Below are 21,373 nucleotides of genomic sequence, written 5' to 3'. Positions count from 1 at the left end.
AGCGTCACCCCTGCGAGGATCGGGCCATGCTGCGATCCGTCGAGATAACGGCCGCCCTGACCCTCGGCGGATCGTCCTTCCACAACCTGCACTGGAAGAGCGATGTGGAACTCAGCCTGGACTGCTTCATCTGCAAGAGGACCGGCCGCACCACCGGCTTGACGCACGGCGCGGAACACGGCACCTGCTCCGGTGACAGCAAGACCGGCCGGCACCCCGCGGCCGCGCGGATCTCCGCGTTCGACAGCACCTCCGAACGGGAACTGACGATCCTGCGCGCGGTGGTGGAATATTGGTGGGCGCCATTCCACGACGCCAAACGGGACCGGCCCTCGCTCGCGCTGACCGGCGACCCCTGGGTCCGGCTGCATCTTGGCTATCTCTGCCCGGAACCGGTCCAGTCGGGCACCTTCTCCACGCAGACCAACCTGGTCCGCCCAGAGACCCACACCTGCGAGCACTGCGCGGCACCCATCGCGCACAGCCACGACGCGCCTCGCCTCCGACTCCTCACCTAGATCAGACCGCCGGGTCGGGCGGAGACTCCTCAAGGCTTGTCGGTGGTAGAGCCTCGCTGGCGAGTGGCCCTTCGCTGTAGACGATGAGTGCGAAGGGTTATCCAGGCGAGCAAGCCGAGGCCGACGATGGTCAGCGCTCCGAACCACCCGCCGAGACCGCTCAGCGCCAGTAGCCCAGATGCCACACCAACGCCGATACAAAACCATCCATACTGCGTGACGGATTGGAAATTGCCCAGCTCTCGCTGTGGAGCCCGACCGGTAAGGAGCACGGCCACGCCCCACGTGGTGGCCAGCACAGCCATGATGCTGCACACCCAACCACCGATTCCACCGATGACGTCCTCCATCGTCTGAGATTAAGCGACCAGCAGCTATCCGGGTAACCACGCCCAGCACAGGACCGAAGCCGCGGATCTGCCACCGCTCATGCCGGCTCGTTCTGGTCGAGGCGCTAACCCTCCACAGCTACCGTCGAGACGATGCCGGAGCGTTATTGCGAGGCGGTCACCGCGTCCACGACACGAACCGCTCGTACAACTCGGCCGGCGCGACATCGGGCAACTCGACCGCGACGATGAAGAGCAACCCGCCGACGTACATGGAAAGCCCGATGCGGTCCCGCCCGTACACCTCGGCCAGGCGCACCCGCGCGGGATGGCAAGGCCAGGGCGTATCCGCCGCACACATCTGGCATTGCCACTGCGGCCGACTCGGCAGGTGCTCACCGTTCATCCGGCGATCCAATGCGGATGCCGACTGCTCGGCCCGGCTGACTCGTGCCGTACGCCCTGCCATCACGCCTCCCGCTCGTCACTGCGTGTGCCCGTCCGGTACACACTGCGGCGGTACGCTCACATCGGTCGACGGGTTGCGCGTTGCCAACCCACACCGGCAACCCGGCAACCTCGGGGGAGGCGAGACATGCCAACATTCGGCGCCCGGATGCGGACAGCGCGGGAAACGCGCGGACTCAGCCTGGCCGCACTCGCCGACCTGCTGCCCGCCGACAAGGGGCACCTCTCCCGGCTTGAGAACGGCCGTCGCCGACCCGGAGAGGATCTGGCCCGCCGGATCGACTACGTGCTCGGCGCTCGTGGGGAGCTGATCGCCTGCGCCGCTCTGGATGTCGCCGCCGCTACCGACACCCGACCATCGGAGACCGTCGAGCTGTTGCATCGATTGCATACCGGAGACACCGCCTCCGCCACCATCGAGACGTTGCAGGCGACCGTGACCGAGCTGTGCTGCCATTACGGGTGGCGCGACGCTGCGGAACTCCGCGCCGAAGGTCAGGTCTGGCTGCGTGAGGTCGCCCGACTGCTACACCGACCCACCGGGCTACGGCAGCACCGCGAATTGCTCGTGTGTGCGGGTTGGTTGGCACTGCTGATCGGCTGTGTCGAGTGCGACCTGGGCATGCGGGCCAGCGCCGAGGCCACCCGCACCGCCGCCCGCCAGCTCGGCGACGAAGCCGGCCACGCCGACATCACCGGCTGGGCGTGGGAGATGACAGCCTGGTTCGCACTCACCCAGTCCCGGCACGAAGCGGCGCTGACCGCCGCCCGGGCCGGACAGGAAGCTGCCGGACGGCAGCGCGTGGGGGTGCAACTGATCGCGCAGGAGGCCAAGGCGTTGGCCCGGCTCGGCGACCTCCACGGTGCGCGAACGGCGCTCGATCGAGGCCGGCAGCTCCTCGATGGTCTGGGCGCGCCCGACCGGCCGGACAACCACTTCGAAGTCGATCCCGGGAAATGGCTGTTCTACGCGATGGACGCCTGTCGACTCGCTGAACACGACGTTCTCGCCGAGCACTACGCCAACGAGGTTGTGCGTCTCGGCACCGGACCGGACGGGGTCGACCGGTCGCCCATGCGGACGGCCGAAGCCCGACTCACTCTCGCCGTCACCGCCCTGCGCAGTGGCGAGCTGGACCGGGCCGTCGAGCAGGGAGTGACAGCATTCACCGCTACTCGCCGCTCCCTGCCCTCGCTGCTGCTCGTCGCCGGTGAGGTTGATGTCGAACTTCAGCGCCGCCACCCGCGCGAGCACGCCACCGCAGAGTTCCGCGACGCGCTGAAGGCGGTTCGGTAGCTGCGGCACGGCTGACCGGCATTGGAGACAGCCCGAAATGACGGGTGGTTGTTACCGTCGTCGCATGATCACGGGGAGCTACAAGAGTCGGGGGAAGTCGCGCAGACCGATGTCTCCTCAGGAACGGGCGCAGGCGGAGCGGGACATCAGAGGTGCGATCGCCGACCTCCAGGAGAGTGCTTACGCCAACTTCCGCTCCGCGGTCGCCAACGTCGCGATCTTCTTCGGATTCGTCGGCGTGCTCGGGATCGTCGCCGGGACGGCAGACGGGTTACGCCTGATCCCCATGGCCGTCCTTGTCCTCGCCGGACCGGTCGGAGTCGCCTACTACCCCTTCCGGCAGCGGTGGAAGATCGCCGTCAGGCTATTGATGACATCGAGCACTCTCGTGGTGAGCGGACTGACCGCCCCCACCACACAGACAGGTCACCGATCAGTCGGTCAACCGACATCGACATCATCCGCGAGATGACCTCCACCTACCGCCGGCTGCTCATCGTCGTCGACGTAACCCCCAGGCAGCTCCCACACCCACCTGTCGAACACGAACCGGTGCCGCCGCAGCAGCAGCAGGCGCTCCTGCTCGTCAAGCACCGCAACCATGGCTGACCGGGGTGCCCTGATCACGTACTGCTCGAAACGGACCCCATCCGGCAGTTCCACGTCGGCAATGCTCAACCGCGCCCGCCGGCTGCCGTCCACCACCCGCTCACCGTGGATCGTCCACCGCGTCGACTCGGTAACCTGCTCCTCCGTCACATGCCCATTATCCGACCGCTGGCGAGGAGCCACGATCGTGAAAACCGGCGCAATGATTGACCTTGACGTCAGTGTCAATGTTCTAGCATCGCCTTGGGCATGAGGGGATGATCGAGATGCGCATCGGAGAGCTGGCCGACAGTTGCGGCGTCAGCACCAGGTCCGTGCGGTACTACGAGCAACAGGGCCTGATTGCTCCACGTCGTGCCTCCAACGGATATCGGGAGTACGACGAATTGGCGGTGGTCAAAGTCCGAAACATTCGTGAGCTGCTTGAATCCGGCCTGACCGTCGAGGACATCCGGCTCTCGATCGAGAAGGGCTGCCTCGACCAGCCATTGAGCACCCTGCCCAGGTGTCCCGACGCCATCAGGATCGCCGCCGACCGACTCGGAGCCCTCGACCGGCGTATCGCCGCGTTGCAGGACCTGCGCGGGCGGCTCGCCAGGCAGATCCTGGAGACCGAGACGGCGATGGCCAGCGACGGGACCCTCGTGGCCGACGAGCGGGTTCTCGCCAGCGCCACCTCCAACAGCCACTGAATCCCTGCACGACGGGCGGACCGGCGATCCGGGCCGCCCGCTCGACGCTGCCCGGAACGCCCCGTCAGGAGCTTGTCTTGACCATCGAACACGACGGTGAGACCGAGAACGATGCGGGCCTGTCGTCCCGGCACTGGCTGGCTCTGACAGTCCTCGCCGGAGCGCTCGCGCTCGACATCGGCAGCATGAACGTCATCAACGCCGCAGTGCCGGGCATGCAGCGGCAGTTCGCGCTCGACAGCTCCGTCCTGCAATGGATCCTGACCGCGTACGCCGTCACGTTCGCCGGGTTCCTGCTGCTCGGCGGTCGCCTCGCCGACGTGTTCGGCCGCCGTCTGGTGTTCGGTCTCGGGGTCGCGCTGTTCACGGCGGCGGCGCTGGCTGGCGCTCTGGCCCCCAACGTCGAGGTGCTCATCGTCGGTCGCGCATTGCAGGGGCTGGGAGCGGCGCTGTCCGGCCCCGCCGCCATCGCGCTGCTGTCCGATGTCTTCCCTGTGGGGCCGGCCCGCAACCGGGCCTTCAGCATGTACGCGGCGGTCGGCGCCGCCAGCGGCAGCGGTGGTTTCGTGCTCGGCGGCGTGCTGACCGACCTGTTCGGCTGGCGGGCGGTGTTCGCGTTCTCCGTTGTCCTCGGCCTCCTGGTGCTGCTGCCCCTGCGGGCGGCCCTGCCGCCTACGCCCCGCAACCCACATCCCCTCGACGTGCCGGGTGCGGTCCTGGTCACGGCGGGCCTGCTGTTGGTGGTCTTCGGTGTCAGTCGGGGCGGCTCGACTGGCTGGGACGACGCCGGGGCGGCCGGCTCGGTCGCCTGCGCCGTCCTGCTGCTGGTCGGCTTCGTCGTCTGGGAGCGGCGTACGGCCGACCCGCTGCTGCCGCTGTCCGTACTCCGTCCCGCTCCCGTGCGGTCTGCGACTCTCTCGGCGTTCCTGCTCTACACCGCAGCGCTGGGTCTGCAGTTCTTCGCCCCGCTCTACCTGCAGGAGATGCTGGGCTACTCGCCGTTCCAGTCCGGTATCGCGGTGATGCCGTTCTCGCTGAGTGTCTTCCTCGTGGCCAATTTCCTCACCGGTCGCCTGCTGTCCCGCTTCGGCCAGAAGATCATGCTCGCCAGCGGGCTGGTGTTGATCGGTCTGGGCATCCTGGCCTGGGCGTGGACCCCGCTGGACGGCAACTACTGGCTGCACATGCTGCCCGGCCTGATCGTCATCGGCACCGGCGTCGGCTCGGTGTTCCCCACCATGACCGCCGCGTCCCTGACCGGAGTCCCGGCGGAGCGGCACGGCGTGGCAGGCGCCGTGAACGTCACCGCCCAGCAGGTCGGCGCCAGCGTCGGTGTGGCGTCCCTGGTCGTCGTCGCGGCGACGACCACGGTCAGCGCCGACGGGCAGGCCGGTGTCCTGCATGGCTACCACGTCGCCTACGTGGTGGCGGCCGTCGCCTGTGTGCTCGGTGCCGTGCTGGTGAGCCTGGTCCCGTCCTGGGGGCGGGGCGCCTCGGCCGATGCCGAGTCCACAGCGGTCTGACCGGGCGGTGGACCGCGGTACCGCTGCTTCCCATGTCGCCATCATCGTCAGGAGACGGGTATGAGATTCGGACTCTCCCTCGAGCCGCAGGCGTGGCCGCGTGCCGGGGGTGACGCCATGCTCCGGGCAGCGCGTGATGCCGAGCGGATCGGTCTGGACTATGTCCTCATGTCCAACCACGTGTTGGAGAACCCGCACGGTGCTGGCCACGATCCGATGGTCCTTCTGGCGGCGATCGCCGGCGCGACGACCCACATCGGTATCGCGACGAGTGTGCTGGTCCTGCCCTACTACCGGCCCGTGGTGCTGGCCAACCAGATCGCGACGCTGGACGTCATGTCGGCGGGTCGCCTGGTGGTCGCCGTCGGCACCGGATGGAATCCGCAGGAGTTCGACGCACTCGGGGTGCCGATCCGGCTCCGGGGCCAGCGGACCGACGAGTGCCTCGAAATCATGAAGGCCCTCTGGTCCGGCACCACAGGGGACCTGGATGACAGGTTCGCCGGCCTCCGCGAAGCGATCATCGGCGTCCCACCGCACCGACCCGGCGGGCCGCCGATCTGGGTGGGCGGGCACAGCGACGCCGCGATCCGGCGTGCGCTGCGGTTCGGCGACGGCTGGCACGGCTCCGGCATCAACCACGAGGACGCACGCTTCTTCCGGCGCCGGATCGAGGAGCTTGCCGACGGTACGGGGCGCGACCCGGCGACGATCGAGATCAACACGGTCGGGTTCCTGGTACCGCAGGGAATCCCGGCGGTCCGGCCAGTGCCGGGCCGGCTGCTCGGCGGCACCGACGCCACCACCGAAGCGATCGTCGAGGATCTGCGCCAGCTCGCCGACGCGGGTGTGACGATGTGCTCGTTGTGGATGCCCATTGACGGCCGCCTGGTGGGCGAGGCGTTGGAGTGGCTGGCCAGCGAGGTTCTTCCCCATGTGGAGCCGACGAGCTGGTCCGGTCCACGCATCCGAGCATGAAAGGCGGACGCCCGCGTCGCCGCTGAGGGACGTCTCGCACCAGCTGACCTCCTGCGCCCGTGCTCCCTGGCGGGAGATCCTCGGCCCTAGGGGTGTCGCGCCGCGGGCCGCCTTGATCTCGTCCAGAAAGTTCTCAACCAGCCCGGGATTCCCTGTGCCGGTCTCCTGCTCTGCATGACAGTTCGGTATCAGATCTGGCGACAGTTCCCGTCTGTGGCACTGAACCACGTCGGGATCCATTGGCTTTGCCGGTGTGGTACGACAGCGTCAACAGGTAGGCAGGAATGGCCAGGAAGGCGAATAGATGTCGCGGAAGGCAGTTCCGCTGCTGCGAAGCCTTAAGGGAACCACGGTCGGCCACGTTCCTGGAACTTCTGATCGACGTCGTGTTCGTCCTCGCGCTCGCGATGCTTTCGCGCCTGCTCTTAGCCGACCTGAGCTGGGCCGGCGCCGCCCAGACGCTGATCTTGCTGCTCGCCCTCTCAGCGGTCTGGGCCGTTGCCTCGGGGATCTGCGACAAGTTCGACCCGCGACGACCGCCGATACAGATGCTGATCCTTGGAGCCCTGCTCGGCACCCTGGTGATGGCCGCTGCGGCACCTGAGGCGTTCGGCGATCGAGGCCTGCACTTCGCGGGTGCGTACGTTGCCACTCAGCTCGGTTCGGTCGGCATCCTCACGCTTCTGCTGCGCGATCACGAGATACGGCGCACTCTGATGCGGATCGCCTTCTGGCTGGGTGTGTCTGCCGTACCTTGGATTTCGGGCGCGCTCGTGCAGGGTTCTCTGCGGGGGATGCTGTGGGTGCTGGCGGTGGCCGTGGAGTACTTCACAGCCTTACTCCTCTTCCCCACACCAGGGCTTGGCCGCGCCAGCGCGACGAAGTTCGCATTCTCCGGGGAACACCTGGCCGACCGGTATCGACAGTTCTTTATCATCGCGCTCGGCGAGCTGATCCTGGTCACCGGGCAGACGTTCGACCGCAGCGGGTTTCACGCACCTCAATATGCGGCGGTTCTGACAGCCTTTGCCACCACGGTGTTGCTGTGGCGAATCTACATCTTCAGCGCAGGGACGCTGATGGCGAAGGCTATTGCAACGACCTCCGGACCGGTTCGGGCACGCCCAGTGGTGTACGTCCATGCGATCATGGTCGCTGGCATCATTCCAATTTCGGTCGGCTACGAACTTGTCATCGCGCATCCGTTTGGACACACACCACCGGCTTGGATCGCCGTCATCCTCGGCGGACCCGCGCTGTTCCTCACCGGACGCGCCCTCTTCGAGTTCGTCGTGTTCAGCCGCTTGTCCTGGAGTCGGCCGATCGGGGTCCTCGTGCTCGCCATCGTGTCACCGGCGGTAATCCTGGTGCCGCCACTCGGGGGTGCCGCCATAGCTGCCCTCGTCCTGGCAGGGGTCTCGATTGCCGACGAGTTACGGGGCCGACGAGACCCACCGGAGCTGCGGCCACCAGTCGGCTAGCGCCGGAGAGTACGACGGCCGCGCGGTCATCGCCACGCACTCTGTGGCCCTTGACCCGACCGCTTCGAGGTCACGGCATGATCCCGATTCAGCGGCCCCGGAATCGACCGGAGCCGTAGGTCAGAGGCTATGCCGCCGCTATTTCCACCGGAAGTGCACGAAGAGGCGGCCGAAGTTCTTCGAATCCTTTTCCACGCGGTGGTAGAGCTGCTTGACGTCCTTCTGGTCGAGGAACCGCAGCACCCGCTTCTTGAGCTGACCCGACCCCTTGCCGGGGATGATCTCGACGAGGGTGGCCTTCTTCGCCACCGCCTCGTCCATGATCCCGCGCAACGCGCGGTCGATGTCCTGCCCCTTGTTGAAGATCTCGTGCAGGTCCAGCTTGAGCTTCATGCCACGGCCCCCGCCCGGTCAGGTCCCATGCCCGCCATCCTAGGCACGCCGGGTGGCCCACCCGCCGGGCGAGGAAGAGCCCGCCCGCCGGACGACAAAGGGCACGACAGGACGACGAGCCGGACGACAAAGGGGCGGCCCCGAAGGACCGCCCCTCGCATCGTCACCGGTCCACGCTCAGCGCGTGCCGCCCACCCGGGTTTCCACCCGCTGCAGCGCGATCCGGTAGTCGTCGTTGGTCGCGTACATGGCGGCGGCGATCCGCAGGTGCCGCAGCGCGTCGGTGTGCCGGTTGAGCCGTTCCAGCGTCCGACCGAGCACGTGGTGCGCGTAGTGGTCGCTCGGGTCCCGTTCGACAAGCTCGCGCAGGTGCTCCTCGGCCCGGTTGAGCTGGGCCGACTGGAAGTACGCCCGAGCCAGCAACTGCCGGACCGCCGCGTTGCCGGGTTCGGCGTCGACGATCGGCTCCAGCAGTCGGGCCGCGCCGCTCGGGTCACCGGTTTCGAAGAACATGGTCGCCCGCCGGTAGTCCGCCAGAAGATCCATCTGCCCACCTCCTCGGGTCGCACCGTCACCTGTTCCGACGCTGGCACAACGCCTGGCGTTTGGCGACTGTTCCCGCTGTCGAAACTGCGTCGGGCGCTGGACGCCCTGCCCGCGCGCGATCCGCAGCAGGGTCAGGTGCGCGCGTCGCGGCGGCTGGCGGCCAACTCCCAGGCGCGGACGCCACCGACGATCCCCGCCGTGTTCGGCACCACCACCACGTCGTCGCCCATCCGGGCCAACTGTTCGGGCCGGATCAGTCGGGAGTTGCCCCCGCCCAGATAGAGCCGGTCCCAGCGGAACACCGGGCGAAGCCCGTCGACCACCTGCCGGATCCGCCGGGACCAGAAGGCGTCGCCGAGCCGCCGCCGTTCCGGCTCACCCACGTACGTGTCGTAGGTGGTGCCCCACCGCACCGGCGCGTGCGACAGCTCCAGGTGCGGTGCGAGCACCCCGCCGTCGTAGAGCGCGCTGCCCAACCCCGTCCCCAGGGTCAACACCAGTTCACAGCCGGTGCCGGCGACCACCCCGGCGCCGTGCACCTCGGCGTCGTTGAGCACCAGCGCCGGCACCCCGAACGCGTCGGCCAGCGCGCCGCGCGCGTCCCAGCCGGACCACTCGGCGACCAGGTCCGGGTCGACCCGGCTGCGCGGGCCGCTTCGGGTCACGTAGTGCGGTGTGGTCACCACCACCCCGTGCCGGATCATCCCGGGTACGCCGACCGTGAGCCGGTCCGCCGCTGGCAGGCGCCCGCCCAGATCCAGCAGGGTCCGGACGAAGAGCGAGGGCGGCAACGGGTACGGGGTCGGCACCCGCAGCGGTCGGGCCCGCATCGTCCCCGCTTCGTCGAGAACGGACGCCTTGATGCCTCCGCCGCCGCAGTCGATCGCCAGTGTCGTCACCACGCCGTTGAGTCTGCCCGCTCCCGTCGGATCGTATGCCGGCAGCCGGATAGGCTCCCGAACTGATGAGCGCCACGATGATCGTGAAGGACCTGGCCGCCGGGCACGGCGACCGCCCCCTCTTCGCCGGGCTGGACCTGGTGGTGGCCCCCGGTGACGTGGTCGGCCTGGTGGGGCCGAACGGGGCCGGCAAGTCGACGCTGCTGCGTACCCTCGCCGGGTTGTTGCCGGTCGAGGCCGGCAGCGTGCGACTGAGCCCGCCCACGGCGAGCGTCGGGCACCTGCCGCAGGAGCCGGAACGGCGGCCGGGCGAGACCGTGCGGGACTTCCTGGCCCGCCGGACCGGGGTGACCGCCGCGCAGGCGGCGTTGGACGCGGCGACCGAGGCGCTGACGGCCGGGGCGGTGGGCGCCGACGACGCGTACGGCGACGCGCTGGAGCGCTGGCTCGCCCTCGGCGGTGCGGACCTGGACGAACGCGCCGAGCAGGTGAGCGCGGACCTGGGGCTCGCGGTCGACCTGGACCACCCGACGACCGGGCTCTCCGGCGGCCAGGCGGCCCGCGCCGGGCTGGCGTCGTTACTGCTCAGCCGGTACGACGTGTTCCTGCTCGACGAGCCGACGAACGACCTGGACCTGGCCGGTCTGGAGCGGCTGGAGGAGTTCGTCACCGGGCTGCGGGCCGGCACGGTGCTGGTCAGCCACGACCGCGAGTTCCTCCTCCGCACGGTGACCCGGGTGCTGGAGTTGGACCTGGCGCAGCAGCAGGTCAACCACTACGGCGGCGGCTACGCGGCCTACCTGGAGGAGCGCGAGGTGGCCCGCCGGCACGCCCGCGCGGACTTCGAGGAGTACGCCGAGACCAAGGCTGGGTTGGAGGCGCGGGCCCGCACCCAGCGCGGGTGGATGGAGAAGGGCGTGAAGAACGCCCGGCGCAAGGCCACCGACAACGACAAGATCGGCCGCAAGTTCCGCGCCGAGGCGAGCGAGAAGCAGGCCGCCAAGGCCAAGCAGACCGATCGGCTGATCGAACGGCTCGACGTGGTCGAGGAGCCCCGCAAGGAGTGGGAGCTGCGGATGGAGATCGCCGCCGCGCCCCGCGCCGGCGCCGTCGTGGCCACGCTGCGAGGTGCGGTGGTACGCCGGGGAGGGTTCACCCTCGGCCCGATCGACCTCCAGATCGACTGGGCGGACCGGGTGGCGGTGACCGGGGCGAACGGCTCGGGCAAGTCCACCCTGCTGGCCGCGCTGCTCGGGCGGCTGCCGTTGGACGCCGGCAGCGCCTCGCTCGGACCCGGGGTGGTGGTGGGTGAGGTCGACCAGGCACGAGGGCTGTTCCTCGGTGACGCGCCGCTGATCGACGCGTTCCACGCGGCCGTACCGCACATGTCGCCGGCGGACGCGCGGACCCTGCTGGCCAAGTTCGGGCTCCGGTCGGCGCACGTGCCGCGACCGGCGGCCACCCTGTCCCCCGGTGAGCGGACCCGGGCGGCGCTGGCGCTGCTCCAGGGTCGTGGGGTCAACCTGCTGGTGCTCGACGAACCCACGAACCACCTGGACCTGCCCGCCATCGAGCAGCTTGAGTCGGCGCTGGCCAGCTACCCCGGAACGCTGCTGCTCGTCACCCACGACCGACGGATGCTGGCCGCCATCGAGACCAACCGGCGCCTGCGAGTGGACGGCGGGCGGATCGCCGAGGATTGATCCGTGCCAGCGCGGCGGCGCGGGGTGAGAATGACGCCATGCTCAAGTGGGAGTACGCCCTGCTGGTTCGCCGCCGCCAGGCGGCGACGAACGACCTCGGCTGGGAGGTCGTCTTCGTCTGGTACGGCCCGGACGGCTCGATGGTCGACGTGACGCCGTACGGCGACACCTCGCTGGCCCACCTGAACCGGGCCGGTGACCAGGGCTGGGAGTTGGTCGCGATGAGCGAGGACCCATCCCTGCCCGGCCACCACGAGTTGCACCGCTACCACCTCAAGCGGCCGAAGCCCGCCGACCCGCCGCCTCGCCAGCGGATGCGCGGAGGCCGGCGCACCCTCTCGGGCTGACCCTCGCCGCGCGGGAGTCGACCTGGCCTTCGTGGCTGCGACACGCCCGTCGGCGGCGTGCGGACCCGGACGAGCCGAGCCGAGCCGAGCCGCCGATCGGGGCATACCGGGCGCGAATGCGGGTAACGCGCGGCGGGAGGTGGCCCGAATGGTCGCTTTGGCACAGACTCCACCCTCGGCCGACCGGCTGCGGGCAATCGACGAATCCCTCACCCAGGCATGGGCGGACCAGGCTCGGCACGACGACCGGCTGCGGGGCCTGGCCGTCGAGGTGCGGTTCGACCGGGGGGTGGCCCACCTCAGCGGGGACGTCGCCGAGCCCGCCGAGCTGCGGCTGGTACGCGACCTGGTGGGACGGCTGGCCGGCGTCTACGGCGTCTGGTGCCGCGTCGGCGTCGGCGGGCGCGCACCCGTGGTCGTGGACCTCGGGTGCGGTCCGACCAAGCAGTGGTCGGGCAACCTGGGGCTGGACATCTACCCCGCGCCGGGGGTGGACGCGGTCGCGGACCTGTCCGGCTCGCTACCGCTCGCCGACGACTCGGTGGATGTCCTCTTCGCGGTGCACATCCTGGAGCACCTGATCGACTTTCTGCCGCTCGTGGACGAGTGCCACCGGGTACTGCGTCCGGGCGGCGTGCTGCACGTGATGAGCCCCTGGTGGGGGCATGTGAACGCGGTGGCCGACCCGACTCACGTCCGGCTGATGGACGTCCAGACGTTCAAGGGGATCTGCCAGCTCCGACCGCCGGGCGCGCCACGGTGGTACCCGCTGCACGCGGGCTGCGACGGCGCCTCGATCTTCGCCGACCTGACCCCCCTCCCCCCAAACACCGACCCAGCCCCCCAAACCCACCTAGCCCGCTTCTTCGACTAACCCCACCCCACCGGGCCCCACCCCCCCGGGCCCCGCGTTGATCATGAGGTTATAGCGGCGACACGCCGGCGTGGATGGCAATAACTCCATGATCAACGCGGGAAGGGGGTGGGTGGGGCCGGGAGGGGGAGGGGGTAGGGGGTAGGGGGAGCTAGGGGGTTTGGGTTGATTCGCGTAGTTCTAGGCGGTAGGGGGCGGAGAGTTCTCTTGTGGGGGCGGTTCGGTCGCCGTCCAGGCGGTTGGCCAGGAGTTCGACGGCCAGTTGGGCGATCCGCTCCTTGTCCGGGGCGACGGTGCTGAGCGTGGGGATGGAGAACCGGCCGTCCTCGATGTCGTCGAAGCCGACCACCGCCACGTCCTCGGGCGCCCGCAGGCCGGCCTCGTGCAGAGCGCGCAGGGCACCCAGGGCGAGCGTGTCGTTGAAGCAGAAGACGGCGTCGGGGCGTACGCCGGAGGTGAGCAGGCCCCGCATGGCGGCGGCGCCGTCGGCGCGATGCCAGGCCGGCGCGGGCGCGACAAGGGTTTCGTCGTAGGCGAGCCCGGCGGCGAGCAGCGCGTCGCGGTAGCCGGCCAGGCGCAGCCGTGCGCTGGCGCCCTCGTCGGTGCGCTGGGAGCCGATGGCCGCGATCCGGCGGTGGCCGAGTTTGATCAGGTGTTCGGTGATCTCCCGGGCGGCGGCCACGTTGTCGATCACCACGCGATCCGCGGGGCCGTGCTCGACCCGTTCACCGAGCAGCACCATCGGGGTGCCGTCCAGGCTGGCCAGATCCTCGGCGGTGAGCGCCAACGGGCTGAAGATGAGCCCGTCGATCAGGTGGTCGGTGATGCCGGAGGCGACCACCCGTTCCTGTTCACGCCGACCGCCGGTCTGGTCGATGAGCACCGTCCAGCCGTACGCGGCGGCGGCGGTGACCACGTAGCGGGCCAGCTCGGCGAAGTAGGGGATGTCCAGTTCCGGAACGGCCAGCGCGATCACGCCGGTGCGGCCCTTGCGCAGGTGGCGGGCCGAGAGGTTGGGCCGGTAGTTGAGTTCGGCGATCGCCTCCTCGACGCGGGCACGGGTGTCCGGCCGAACGTGTACGTAGCCGTTGACGACGTTGGAGACGGTCTTCACCGACACCCCGGCCCGTTCGGCCACGTCCTTGAGCCTGTGTCGCACTCCGCAACCTCCCCGAGGTAACCCAGCGCACCATACCTTGTCACCTGCTCTTTACAACGTTGCCTACAACGTTGTAGAAACGGTGGACACCGGGTGAACGGTGACTGCGCTCACCCGGGCGACAGCACGAGGAAAGGTGGCACCCCCTTGCGGACCGCGCAGCTGACGGTCGACCCGGCCTTCTCCATCGGCCCGGCCGACCGACGCCTCTTCGGCTCCTTCGTCGAGCACATGGGGCGGTGCGTCTACGGCGGCATCTACGAGCCCGGCCACCCCAGCGCCGACTCCCGTGGCCTGCGCCGCGACGTGCTGGCCCTGACCCGCGAACTGGGCGTCTCGGTGGTCCGCTACCCGGGCGGCAACTTCGTCTCCGGCTACCGCTGGGAAGACGGGGTCGGCCCGGTCGGCAACCGGCCCCGCCGGCTGGACCTGGCCTGGAAGACGATCGAGACCAACGCGTTCGGGCTGGACGAGTTCATGACCTGGGCCGCCGAGGCCGGGGTCGAGCCGATGATGGCGGTCAACCTCGGCACCCGCGGGGTGCAGGAGGCCCTGGACCTGCTGGAGTACGCCAACCACCCGGGCGGCACGGAGCTCTCCGACCTGCGGCGCAAGCACGGCGCCGAGGATCCGTACGGGGTGCGACTGTGGTGCCTCGGCAACGAGATGGACGGCCCGTGGCAGGTCGGCCACAAGACCGCCGACGAGTACGGTCGCGTCGCCGCCGAGGCCGCCCGCGCGATGAAGATGATCGACCCGTCGATCAGCCTGATCGCCTGCGGCAGCTCCAACCGGCGGATGCCCACCTTCGCCTCCTGGGAGGCGACGGTGCTGGAGCACACCTACGAACACGTCGACTACATCTCGGCGCACACCTACTACGACCCGTCCGACGGCGACCAGGCGAGCATCCTGGCCTCGGCCGTCGACATGGACAACTTCATCACCGAGGTCGTCGCGACCGCCGACCACGTGGCCGCCAGGCAGCGGCACAGGCGCAAGCTGAAGATCTCCTTCGACGAGTGGAACGTCTGGTACGAGTCCCGCCTCCAGGCCGACCTGGACCGGCGCGGCTGGGTCGAGGCCCCGGCGCTGATCGAGGACGACTTCACCGCCGTCGACGCGGTGGTCGTCGGCGACCTGCTGATCACCCTGCTCCGGCACGCCGACCGGGTCGGGGTGGCCGCGCAGGCGCAACTGGCGAACGTGATCGCGCCGATCCGCACCCGCAACGGGGGCCCGGCGTGGCGGCAGAGCATCTTCCACCCGTTCGCGCTCACCGCCCGCTACGCGCGGGGCACCGTGCTGCGCACCGAGCCGGTGTCGCCGCGCTACGACACGAAGAAGTACGGGGACGTGCCGGTGCTCGACACCGTCGCCGTGCACGACGAGGAGACCGGCGAGCTGACCGTGTTCGCGGTCAACCGGGACTCCACCGATCTCCCGCTGGAGATCGACCTGCGCGGCATGCCGGGTATGTCCGGCCTGTCGTTCGAATGCATCGCTGCCGGCTCCGACCCGTCAGCGACGAACACCGAGGCCGAGCCCGACCGGGTGACGCCTCGGAACCTACCGATCCCCACCCCCGACGGCGGCCGGTGCTCCGTGCTCCTGCCCGCCGTGTCCTGGAGCGTGCTCCGTTTCGGCCCGGCCAGCGCCTAGCTGTCGCACCGGGCTGAGCAGGCACAATTCATACCGTCCCCCCTCAAGGAGAGATAAAGCATGATCCAGAACGACATGAGCCGGCGGCGCCTGCTCGGCCTCGGTCTCGGACTCGGCGCCGCGGCCTCGCTGACCCTCGCGGGTTGCGGCGGCGGCGATGACAACGCCTCCGGGCCGGCCACCGGCAACGGCGGCAAGGAGTACACCGGTCCCAAGGTCGACCTGAAGCTGTGGAACGGCTTCACCGGCGGCGACGGGGACATCTTCAAGGCGCTCGTCAACCAGTTCAACACCGAGCACCCGAACATCGCCGTGTCGGTGGCCACGTACCAGTGGGAGGACTACTACAACAAGCTCCCCGGCGCGGCCTCCAGCGGCAACGGCCCGGACATCGCGGTCATGCACATGGACCAGCTCGCCACCTTCGCCGCCCGCGGCGTGATCAGCGAGCTGGACGACGTGGCCAAGAACCTGGAGCTCTCCGAGGCGGACTTCGCGCCCACGGTGTGGCAGGGCGGGCTCTACAACAACAAGCGGTACGGCATCCCGCTGGACATGCACCCGCTGGGCTTCTACTACAACAAGGCCGTCATGCAGAAGGCCGGCCTGGACCCGAACAAGCCGCCGACCACCAAGGACGACTTCACGGCGGCACTCGCCGAGTTCAAGAAGTCGGGCGTGCAGGGCTTCTGGATCAGCCCGTTCCAGTTCACCGGCGGCATGACGTTCTACTCCCTGCTCAACCAGTGGGGTGGCAGCCTCTTCGACGCCGAGGTGGCCAAGGCCACGTTCAACTCCGGCCCGGCGGTCGAGGCGTGCACCTGGCTCGTCGACATGATCAAGCAGGGCCACTCGCCGGCGAACGTCGGTCAGGACGCCGAGTACCTGGCGTTCAAGAGCGGCAAGAACGCCTTCACCTTCAACGGCATCTGGCAGATCAACGATCTGAAGAAGAGCCCCGAGGTGCAGTGGGGTGTCGCCCCGCTCCCCCAGCTCGGCAGCAAGCCGGCGGCCTGGGCCAACTCGCACAACTTCACGATCGTGAAGCAGCGGGCCAACAACGCCAACAAGGTCTCCGGCGCGAAGGTCTTCATCAACTGGCTGAGCCAGCACTCGCTGGACTGGGCCAAGGGCGGCCAGATCCCGGCCCGTAAGGACGTCCGGGAGAGCGCCGAGTTCAAGGCGCTGCCGGAGATCTCGGCGCTCGCCCCCGAACTGGAGTACGCGGCGTTCCCGCCGGCGACTCCGGGCCTCGGCGAGGTCATCAAGACCTTCTACGACTCGTTCAACGTGGCCGCGCTCGGCAAGAAGACGCCCCAGCAGGCGCTCGACGAGGGCGTGGCCAAGGCCAACAAGCAGCTCGAGGAAAACCGCAAGAAGTACGGGAGCTGATCACCAGTGGCGGACGTGATCGAGGTCGGGGCGGCGCGCGGTGACGCGCCGCCCCCGGCGGCCAACGCAGCCCGCCGGACCGCTTCGGCGGGTCGGACCAGACGGGCGACGCCATACCTGTTCCTTGCCCCGTACCTGATCCTGTTCGGGGTCTTCGGCCTGTTGCCGATCGTCCTCGGGCTCTGGCTGAGCGTGCACCAGTGGGACTTCCAGCTGCCCAACCGGCCGTTCGTCGGGTTGGACAACTACAAGCAGCTCTTCTCCAGCGACTCCGCCGTGTACGGCGACTGGTGGCAGAGCATCCGCGCCACCGCGATCTTCACGGTGCTGTCGGTGCCGCTGCTGGTGGTCGTACCGCTGGGGTTGGCCCTGCTGCTCAACCGCTCCTTCCCGGGGCGGACGTTCTTCCGGGCGGTCTACTTCGCGCCGTACGTGCTGGGCGTCGCGGTGATCGGCCTGCTCTGGCGGTTCCTGCTCGACGCCAACCTGGGCCTGGTCAACCGGCTCCTCGGCGTGGTCGGGTTGCCGTCGGACACGCCCTGGGTGACGAACATGCCGTGGGCGTGGATCTCGCTGGTCGGGGTGACCGTGTGGTGGACCTCCGGCTTCAACGCGGTGATCTACCTGGCCGGGCTGCAGGACATCTCGCCGGAGTTGTACGAGGCGGCCCGGATGGACGGGGCCAGCGCGTGGCAGCGCTTCCGCAACGTCACACTGCCCGGGTTGCGCCCGGTGCTGCTCTTCGTGATCACGACGACGGTGCTCGCCTCGGCGAACATGTTCGGCCAGTCGTTCCTGATCACCCAGGGGACGCCCGGCACGGAGACCCGCACGGTGGTGTGGTTCATCGTCGAGGAGGGCCTGCGGAACAACAACGCCGGTCGCGCCGCCGCGATGAGCATCGTGTTCGCCCTGCTGCTGGCGGTCGTGAGCATCGCCAACTTCCGCCTCTTCCGCTACAAGGAAGACTGAGGGGATCGCCATGACGACGCCCACGCCGACCACGAACGGCTCCGGATCGGGGCTGCGCCGGGTCGGGCTCTACGCCATCCTTGTCGCGCTGACCCTGGTCTTCCTGGTCCCGCTCGTGTGGATGGTCATCACCTCGCTGAAGACCTACACGGCCGCGCAGGAGATCCCCCCGAGTTGGCTGCCGAACCCGCTCGCGGGTTACGGCTACGAGCAGATCCTCAACAACTCGGCGAACCCGGTGCTGCGGTGGTTCCTCAACAGCATGGTGGCCGCCACGCTGCACTCGCTGCTGGTGCTGGTGACCGCCTCGATGGCCGCGTACTCCCTGGCCCGGCTGCGGTTCCGGGGGCGTGGGGTGACCTTCGCCCTGATCGTCGGGACGCTGTTCATCCCGCCGACCTCGTTGATCATTCCGAACTTCCTGATCGTCGACCAGCTCAACTGGATCGACACCGTCGCCGTGGTGGTCGTGCCCGGCGCGGCGAGCGCGTTCGGGGTCTTCTTCCTGCGGCAGTTCTTCCTCTCCCTGCCGAACGAGCTGGAGGAGGCCGCCACGCTCGACGGCGCCAACCAGTGGCAGATCTTCTACAAGGTGGTGCTGCCGCTGTCCAAGCCGGCGCTGGCCACCCTGGCCGTGCTGTCGTTCCTCACCAACTGGAACGACTTCCTCTGGCCGATCTTCGTGCTGTTCAGCCCGGAGAAGCTCACCCTGCCGCCGGGCCTGGGCCTGCTCCAGGGCTCGTACGTCACCGACTACCCGGTGATCATGGCGGGCGCGGTGCTGGCCAGCGTGCCCGTGCTGATCCTCTTCGTGCTGGCCCAGCGGCACATCATCCAGGGCGTCTCCCGCAGCGGTCTGAAGGGATGACGGCCGGGAACCTCCGGCGAGGTGGTGCGGCGGCGATGGTCATCACCGCCGCACTGCTCGTCGGCGGCTGCGCCGACGACGAGCCCATCGACACGAGCAGTGGGAGCCGCATGTTCACCAACCCAATCGTGCAGACCGACGCCCCGGACCCGCAGGCGATCCAGGTGGGTGACACCTGGTACCTGTTCCACACCAACGCCGACGGACGCAACGTCCCGGTCCGCACCTCGTCGAACCTGGTCGACTGGTCCGAGGCAGAGGATGCCCTGCCGACGCTGCCGGACTGGGCGGACGCCGGCAAGACCTGGGCACCGGAGGTCATCCAGTTGGGGCCGGACCGGTTCGCGCTCTACTACACGGTCGCCGGCCGGGAGTCGGGCCGGCAGTGCGTCGGGCGGGCGGTGGCCAGCGCGCCGCAGGGGCCGTACTCGGACGACGCGGACGGCCCACTGATCTGCCAGGCCGACCTGGGCGGTGCGATCGACGCCAGCCCGTTCCGGGACACCGACGGCAGCCTGTGGCTGCTGTGGAAGAACGACGGCAATGCCATCGGGGTGGACACCTGGCTCTGGTCGCAGCGCCTCGCGGACGACGGGTTGACCCTCGTCGGCGAGCCGACGAAGCTGCTCAAGCAGACCGAGCCGTGGGAGGGCACCCTGATCGAGGGGCCGTTCTTCCACCGCCAGGACGGTCGGCTGCTCCTCTTCTTCGCGGCCAACGCCTACGACCGGGCCGAGTACGCCGAGGGCTACGCGGTCTGCGAGAGCCCCACCGGCCCGTGTGTGAAGGCCGCCGAGAACCCGATCCTGAAGAGCACCGAGGCCGCCTCGGGCCCCGGCCACGCCTCGATTGTCGTGAAGGACGGCCGGACGTGGCTGCTGTACCACGCCTGGCCGCCCGGCCAGGAGGGCAGCACCGACCCGGGCCGACAGGTCTGGCTCGACGAGGTGACCTGGGTCGACGGCAAGCCCGTGGTCAAGGGTCCGACCGCCACGTCGCAGCCTCGCCCCTGAACCGTCGCTGAAGGGCCCCCGCGATCCCGCGGGGGCCCTTCAGCGGATCTCACGCATCCGGGGCGACCGCCGGTTCGTGCCGGGCCAGCCGGTTGCGGCGGTAGCCGTAGCCGAAGTAGATGATCCCGCCGAGCAGCATCCAGGCCAGGAACCGCAGCCAGGTCTCCACCGACAGGTTGAGCATCAGGTAGAAGCAGGCCAGCGCCGAGACGATCGGCAGCACCGGGGAGAACGGCACCCGGAACGGCCGCTCCAGGTCCGGCCGCTTGCGGCGCAGGATCGGCACCGCGATCGACACCAGCACGAACGCGCAGAGCGCGCCGATGCTGACCAGGTCGGCGAGCGCCGACAGCGGCAGGAAGCCGGCCAGCAGCGCGACCGCCACCGTCATGATCGCCGAGATCCGGTACGGGGTGCCCCAGCGCGGGTGCACCGCCGCGATCGACGGCGGGATCAGCCCGTCCCGGGCGATGGCGAAGCCGATCCGGCCCATGGCCACCAGGTCGACCAGGATGACGCTCGTCAGGCCCGCGACGGCGGCGATGGAGACGAGCGTCGCCGCCCAGCCGGCACCCACCGACTCGAACGCCGACGCGATGGGGGCGCCGCGGTCGATCTCGGTGTACGGCACCATGCCGACGACCACGAGAGAGACGCCGATGTAGAGCACGGTGGAGATCAGCAACGTGCCGAGCAGACCCAGCGTGAGGTCCCGCTTGGGCTTGCGCGTCTCCTCGCCCAGGTTGGCCACGGCCTCGAAGCCGGTGTACGCGAAGAAGACCACGGCGGCGGCGCTGAGCACCCCGACGAAGCCGAAGACCGACGGCTCCAACCCGAAGAGCGCCTGCGTGACCGGCTGCTTGATGCCGTCGTCACCACTGCCGGCGGGCTCGGCCGCCGGGATGAACGGGCTGAGGTTCGAGGCCTTGACGAAGAACAGGCCGGCGACCACCACGAACACGCAGATCGCCACCTTGACCAGCACCAGCAGGTTGGTGACCCGGGCGGATTCCCGGATGCCGATGATCCCCACGATGCCCAGGATCAGCACGATCGCGATCGCGCCGATGTTGACGGTGCTGCCCTCCTCACCGAACCACCGGGTCGGCAGGTCGAGCAGTTCGGCGAGGTAGCCGGACCAGCCGCGGGCCACCACCGCCGCGCCGAGCGCGAACTCCAGCAGCAGGTCCCAGCCGATGATCCAGGCGACGATCTCGCCCATCGTGGCGTACGCGTAGGTGTAGGCGCTGCCGGCCGTCGGCACGCTGGAGGCCAGCTCGGCGTAGCAGAGGGCGGCGAGCAGGGCGACCACGCCGGCGATGGCGAAGGAGATCACCACGCCCGGTCCGGCGCTGTCCCGGGCCTCGATTCCGGTGAGCGTGAAGATGCCGGTGCCGATCACGATGCCGATGCCGAAGCCGGTGAGGTCGATGGCGCCGAGCCGTCTCTTCAGCCCGAGCTTGCCGTCGCTGCCGTCCGCCTCACCTTGGGCTATCACGTCCTTGATTGGTTTTGTGCGCAGCACGGACACCCGGTCACCCCTCCCACCGTGCGACCACCTCCGTGGCGGCCGGTGACCGCCGTTGCTACCCAGCGACGCGATTGGTCAACCACGAACCCTTGCGGCACTTGCCAAATTGTGAAAATTTT

21 protein-coding genes and 1 pseudogene are annotated in these 21,373 nt (G+C 69.3%); 15 read left to right on the top strand and 7 right to left on the bottom strand.

Annotated features, from left to right (window positions below):
- Nucleotides 1-26: 26 nt before the first annotated feature.
- Nucleotides 27-518 (top strand): hypothetical protein, encoded by a 492-nt coding sequence (locus ACGFH8_RS22275; protein ID WP_393370028.1) that lies wholly within the window; start codon nt 27-29, stop codon nt 516-518.
- 507 nt (nt 519-1,025) lie between these two features.
- Here the strand turns inward: ACGFH8_RS22275 and ACGFH8_RS22270 are convergent.
- Nucleotides 1,026-1,253, bottom strand: coding sequence for a hypothetical protein (locus tag ACGFH8_RS22270; RefSeq protein ID WP_393370025.1), 228 nt, complete (start codon nt 1,251-1,253; stop codon nt 1,026-1,028).
- Nucleotides 1,254-1,442: 189 nt separating this feature from the next.
- Here ACGFH8_RS22270 and ACGFH8_RS22265 point away from each other — a divergent pair, with 189 nt between their 5' ends.
- Together ACGFH8_RS22265 and ACGFH8_RS22260 are read left to right on the top strand one after the other, a co-directional pair.
- Nucleotides 1,443-2,612, top strand: a complete 1,170-nt coding sequence (locus tag ACGFH8_RS22265; RefSeq protein ID WP_393370023.1) for a multiprotein-bridging factor 1 family protein — start codon at nt 1,443-1,445, stop codon at nt 2,610-2,612.
- Nucleotides 2,613-2,676: 64 nt separating this feature from the next.
- The gene (locus tag ACGFH8_RS22260) at nt 2,677-3,084 is read left to right on the top strand and encodes a hypothetical protein (RefSeq protein ID WP_393370020.1); all 408 of its coding nucleotides are present in this window, start codon (nt 2,677-2,679) and stop codon (nt 3,082-3,084) included.
- An 11-nt stretch (nt 3,085-3,095) separates the two neighbouring features.
- Here ACGFH8_RS22260 and ACGFH8_RS22255 read toward each other — a convergent pair.
- Nucleotides 3,096-3,371: pseudogene (locus tag ACGFH8_RS22255) on the bottom strand (NUDIX domain-containing protein); the annotation flags it as partial.
- A 116-nt stretch (nt 3,372-3,487) separates the two neighbouring features.
- Between ACGFH8_RS22255 and ACGFH8_RS22250 the strand changes: the two are divergent.
- From ACGFH8_RS22250 to ACGFH8_RS22235, 4 genes are all read left to right on the top strand, one after another.
- Complete coding sequence (locus ACGFH8_RS22250; protein WP_393370018.1) at nt 3,488-3,913, top strand: MerR family transcriptional regulator; 426 nt, start codon at nt 3,488-3,490, stop codon at nt 3,911-3,913.
- 77 nt (nt 3,914-3,990) lie between these two features.
- A complete protein-coding gene (locus tag ACGFH8_RS22245) occupies nt 3,991-5,436 on the top strand; it encodes an MFS transporter (RefSeq protein ID WP_393370015.1) in 1,446 nt (481 codons plus the stop codon).
- A gap of 60 nt (nt 5,437-5,496) precedes the next feature.
- Complete coding sequence (locus ACGFH8_RS22240) at nt 5,497-6,414, top strand: TIGR03619 family F420-dependent LLM class oxidoreductase (protein WP_393370013.1); 918 nt, start codon at nt 5,497-5,499, stop codon at nt 6,412-6,414.
- A 284-nt stretch (nt 6,415-6,698) separates the two neighbouring features.
- Entirely contained in the window at nt 6,699-7,895 is a 1,197-nt protein-coding gene (locus tag ACGFH8_RS22235; RefSeq protein WP_393370010.1) for a low temperature requirement protein A, read from the top strand.
- Between the two features lie 138 nt (nt 7,896-8,033).
- Here the strand turns inward: ACGFH8_RS22235 and ACGFH8_RS22230 are convergent, their stop codons facing one another.
- From ACGFH8_RS22230 to ACGFH8_RS22220, 3 genes are all read right to left on the bottom strand, one after another.
- Nucleotides 8,034-8,288 carry a Smr/MutS family protein gene (locus ACGFH8_RS22230; RefSeq protein WP_007465523.1) on the bottom strand — a complete coding sequence of 85 codons (255 nt, stop codon included), beginning with the start codon at nt 8,286-8,288 and terminating at the stop codon, nt 8,034-8,036.
- Nucleotides 8,289-8,465: 177 nt separating this feature from the next.
- Complete coding sequence (locus ACGFH8_RS22225) at nt 8,466-8,834, bottom strand: tetratricopeptide repeat protein (protein ID WP_393370008.1); 369 nt, start codon at nt 8,832-8,834, stop codon at nt 8,466-8,468.
- Between the two features lie 131 nt (nt 8,835-8,965).
- Nucleotides 8,966-9,736 carry an ROK family protein gene (locus ACGFH8_RS22220; protein ID WP_393370006.1) on the bottom strand — a complete coding sequence of 257 codons (771 nt, stop codon included), beginning with the start codon at nt 9,734-9,736 and terminating at the stop codon, nt 8,966-8,968.
- Between the two features lie 62 nt (nt 9,737-9,798).
- Between ACGFH8_RS22220 and ACGFH8_RS22215 the strand changes: the two genes are divergently transcribed.
- The 3 genes from ACGFH8_RS22215 to ACGFH8_RS22205 all read left to right on the top strand — a co-directional run bounded on the left by ACGFH8_RS22215 (nt 9,799) and on the right by ACGFH8_RS22205 (nt 12,657).
- Entirely contained in the window at nt 9,799-11,436 is a 1,638-nt protein-coding gene (locus ACGFH8_RS22215) for an ABC-F family ATP-binding cassette domain-containing protein (RefSeq protein ID WP_393370004.1), read from the top strand.
- Nucleotides 11,437-11,474: 38 nt separating this feature from the next.
- Nucleotides 11,475-11,783, top strand: coding sequence for a hypothetical protein (locus ACGFH8_RS22210; protein ID WP_347664392.1), 309 nt, complete (start codon nt 11,475-11,477; stop codon nt 11,781-11,783).
- Between the two features lie 148 nt (nt 11,784-11,931).
- The gene (locus tag ACGFH8_RS22205; protein ID WP_393370001.1) at nt 11,932-12,657 is read left to right on the top strand and encodes a methyltransferase domain-containing protein; all 726 of its coding nucleotides are present in this window, start codon (nt 11,932-11,934) and stop codon (nt 12,655-12,657) included.
- Nucleotides 12,658-12,808: 151 nt separating this feature from the next.
- Here ACGFH8_RS22205 and ACGFH8_RS22200 read toward each other — a convergent pair whose 3' ends face one another.
- Nucleotides 12,809-13,816, bottom strand: a complete 1,008-nt coding sequence (locus tag ACGFH8_RS22200; protein WP_393369998.1) for a LacI family DNA-binding transcriptional regulator — start codon at nt 13,814-13,816, stop codon at nt 12,809-12,811.
- 147 nt (nt 13,817-13,963) lie between these two features.
- On the opposite strand from ACGFH8_RS22200, the gene ACGFH8_RS22195 reads away from it, so the two are divergent.
- The 5 genes from ACGFH8_RS22195 to ACGFH8_RS22175 are packed head-to-tail and all read left to right on the top strand — an operon-like array spanning nt 13,964 to nt 19,723.
- A complete protein-coding gene (locus tag ACGFH8_RS22195) occupies nt 13,964-15,478 on the top strand; it encodes an alpha-N-arabinofuranosidase (RefSeq protein ID WP_393369996.1) in 1,515 nt (504 codons plus the stop codon).
- Between the two features lie 60 nt (nt 15,479-15,538).
- The gene (locus ACGFH8_RS22190; protein ID WP_393369993.1) at nt 15,539-16,870 is read left to right on the top strand and encodes an ABC transporter substrate-binding protein; all 1,332 of its coding nucleotides are present in this window, start codon (nt 15,539-15,541) and stop codon (nt 16,868-16,870) included.
- Nucleotides 16,871-16,876: 6 nt separating this feature from the next.
- Nucleotides 16,877-17,842, top strand: coding sequence for a carbohydrate ABC transporter permease (locus tag ACGFH8_RS22185; protein ID WP_393369990.1), 966 nt, complete (start codon nt 16,877-16,879; stop codon nt 17,840-17,842).
- A 10-nt stretch (nt 17,843-17,852) separates the two neighbouring features.
- Entirely contained in the window at nt 17,853-18,710 is an 858-nt protein-coding gene (locus tag ACGFH8_RS22180) for a carbohydrate ABC transporter permease (RefSeq protein WP_393369987.1), read from the top strand.
- Between the two features lie 35 nt (nt 18,711-18,745).
- Nucleotides 18,746-19,723: a glycoside hydrolase family 43 protein gene (locus ACGFH8_RS22175; protein ID WP_393369984.1), complete on the top strand. Its 978-nt coding sequence runs from the start codon at nt 18,746-18,748 to the stop codon at nt 19,721-19,723.
- 49 nt (nt 19,724-19,772) lie between these two features.
- Here the strand turns inward: ACGFH8_RS22175 and ACGFH8_RS22170 are convergent, their stop codons facing one another.
- Nucleotides 19,773-21,254 (bottom strand): amino acid permease, encoded by a 1,482-nt coding sequence (locus ACGFH8_RS22170; RefSeq protein ID WP_393369981.1) that lies wholly within the window; start codon nt 21,252-21,254, stop codon nt 19,773-19,775.
- Nucleotides 21,255-21,373: the final 119 nt, after the last annotated feature.

Source organism: Micromonospora sp. NPDC049175 (assembly GCF_043197345.1).
Classification (GTDB): domain Bacteria; phylum Actinomycetota; class Actinomycetes; order Mycobacteriales; family Micromonosporaceae; genus Micromonospora.
The sequence above is the reverse complement of the archived record's forward strand: the minus strand, read 5'-3'. Positions and strand labels throughout refer to the sequence as shown.

Excerpts from the sequence above, each read along its gene's own strand:
- ACGFH8_RS22215 (WP_393370004.1), top strand. The coding sequence starts at position 9,799 with ATGAGCGCCACGATGATCGTGAAGGACCTGGCCGCCGGGCACGGCGAC.
- ACGFH8_RS22225 (WP_393370008.1), bottom strand. The coding sequence starts at position 8,834 with ATGGATCTTCTGGCGGACTACCGGCGGGCGACCATGTTCTTCGAAACC.
- ACGFH8_RS22210 (WP_347664392.1), top strand. The coding sequence starts at position 11,475 with ATGCTCAAGTGGGAGTACGCCCTGCTGGTTCGCCGCCGCCAGGCGGCG.
- ACGFH8_RS22260 (WP_393370020.1), top strand. The coding sequence starts at position 2,677 with ATGATCACGGGGAGCTACAAGAGTCGGGGGAAGTCGCGCAGACCGATG.
- ACGFH8_RS22250 (WP_393370018.1), top strand. The coding sequence starts at position 3,488 with ATGCGCATCGGAGAGCTGGCCGACAGTTGCGGCGTCAGCACCAGGTCC.
- ACGFH8_RS22270 (WP_393370025.1), bottom strand. The coding sequence starts at position 1,253 with ATGAACGGTGAGCACCTGCCGAGTCGGCCGCAGTGGCAATGCCAGATG.
- ACGFH8_RS22230 (WP_007465523.1), bottom strand. The coding sequence starts at position 8,288 with ATGAAGCTCAAGCTGGACCTGCACGAGATCTTCAACAAGGGGCAGGAC.
- ACGFH8_RS22275 (WP_393370028.1), top strand. The coding sequence starts at position 27 with ATGCTGCGATCCGTCGAGATAACGGCCGCCCTGACCCTCGGCGGATCG.
- ACGFH8_RS22180 (WP_393369987.1), top strand. The coding sequence starts at position 17,853 with ATGACGACGCCCACGCCGACCACGAACGGCTCCGGATCGGGGCTGCGC.
- ACGFH8_RS22265 (WP_393370023.1), top strand. The coding sequence starts at position 1,443 with ATGCCAACATTCGGCGCCCGGATGCGGACAGCGCGGGAAACGCGCGGA.
- ACGFH8_RS22240 (WP_393370013.1), top strand. The coding sequence starts at position 5,497 with ATGAGATTCGGACTCTCCCTCGAGCCGCAGGCGTGGCCGCGTGCCGGG.
- ACGFH8_RS22235 (WP_393370010.1), top strand. The coding sequence starts at position 6,699 with ATGGCCAGGAAGGCGAATAGATGTCGCGGAAGGCAGTTCCGCTGCTGC.
- ACGFH8_RS22190 (WP_393369993.1), top strand. The coding sequence starts at position 15,539 with ATGATCCAGAACGACATGAGCCGGCGGCGCCTGCTCGGCCTCGGTCTC.
- ACGFH8_RS22205 (WP_393370001.1), top strand. The coding sequence starts at position 11,932 with ATGGTCGCTTTGGCACAGACTCCACCCTCGGCCGACCGGCTGCGGGCA.
- ACGFH8_RS22175 (WP_393369984.1), top strand. The coding sequence starts at position 18,746 with ATGGTCATCACCGCCGCACTGCTCGTCGGCGGCTGCGCCGACGACGAG.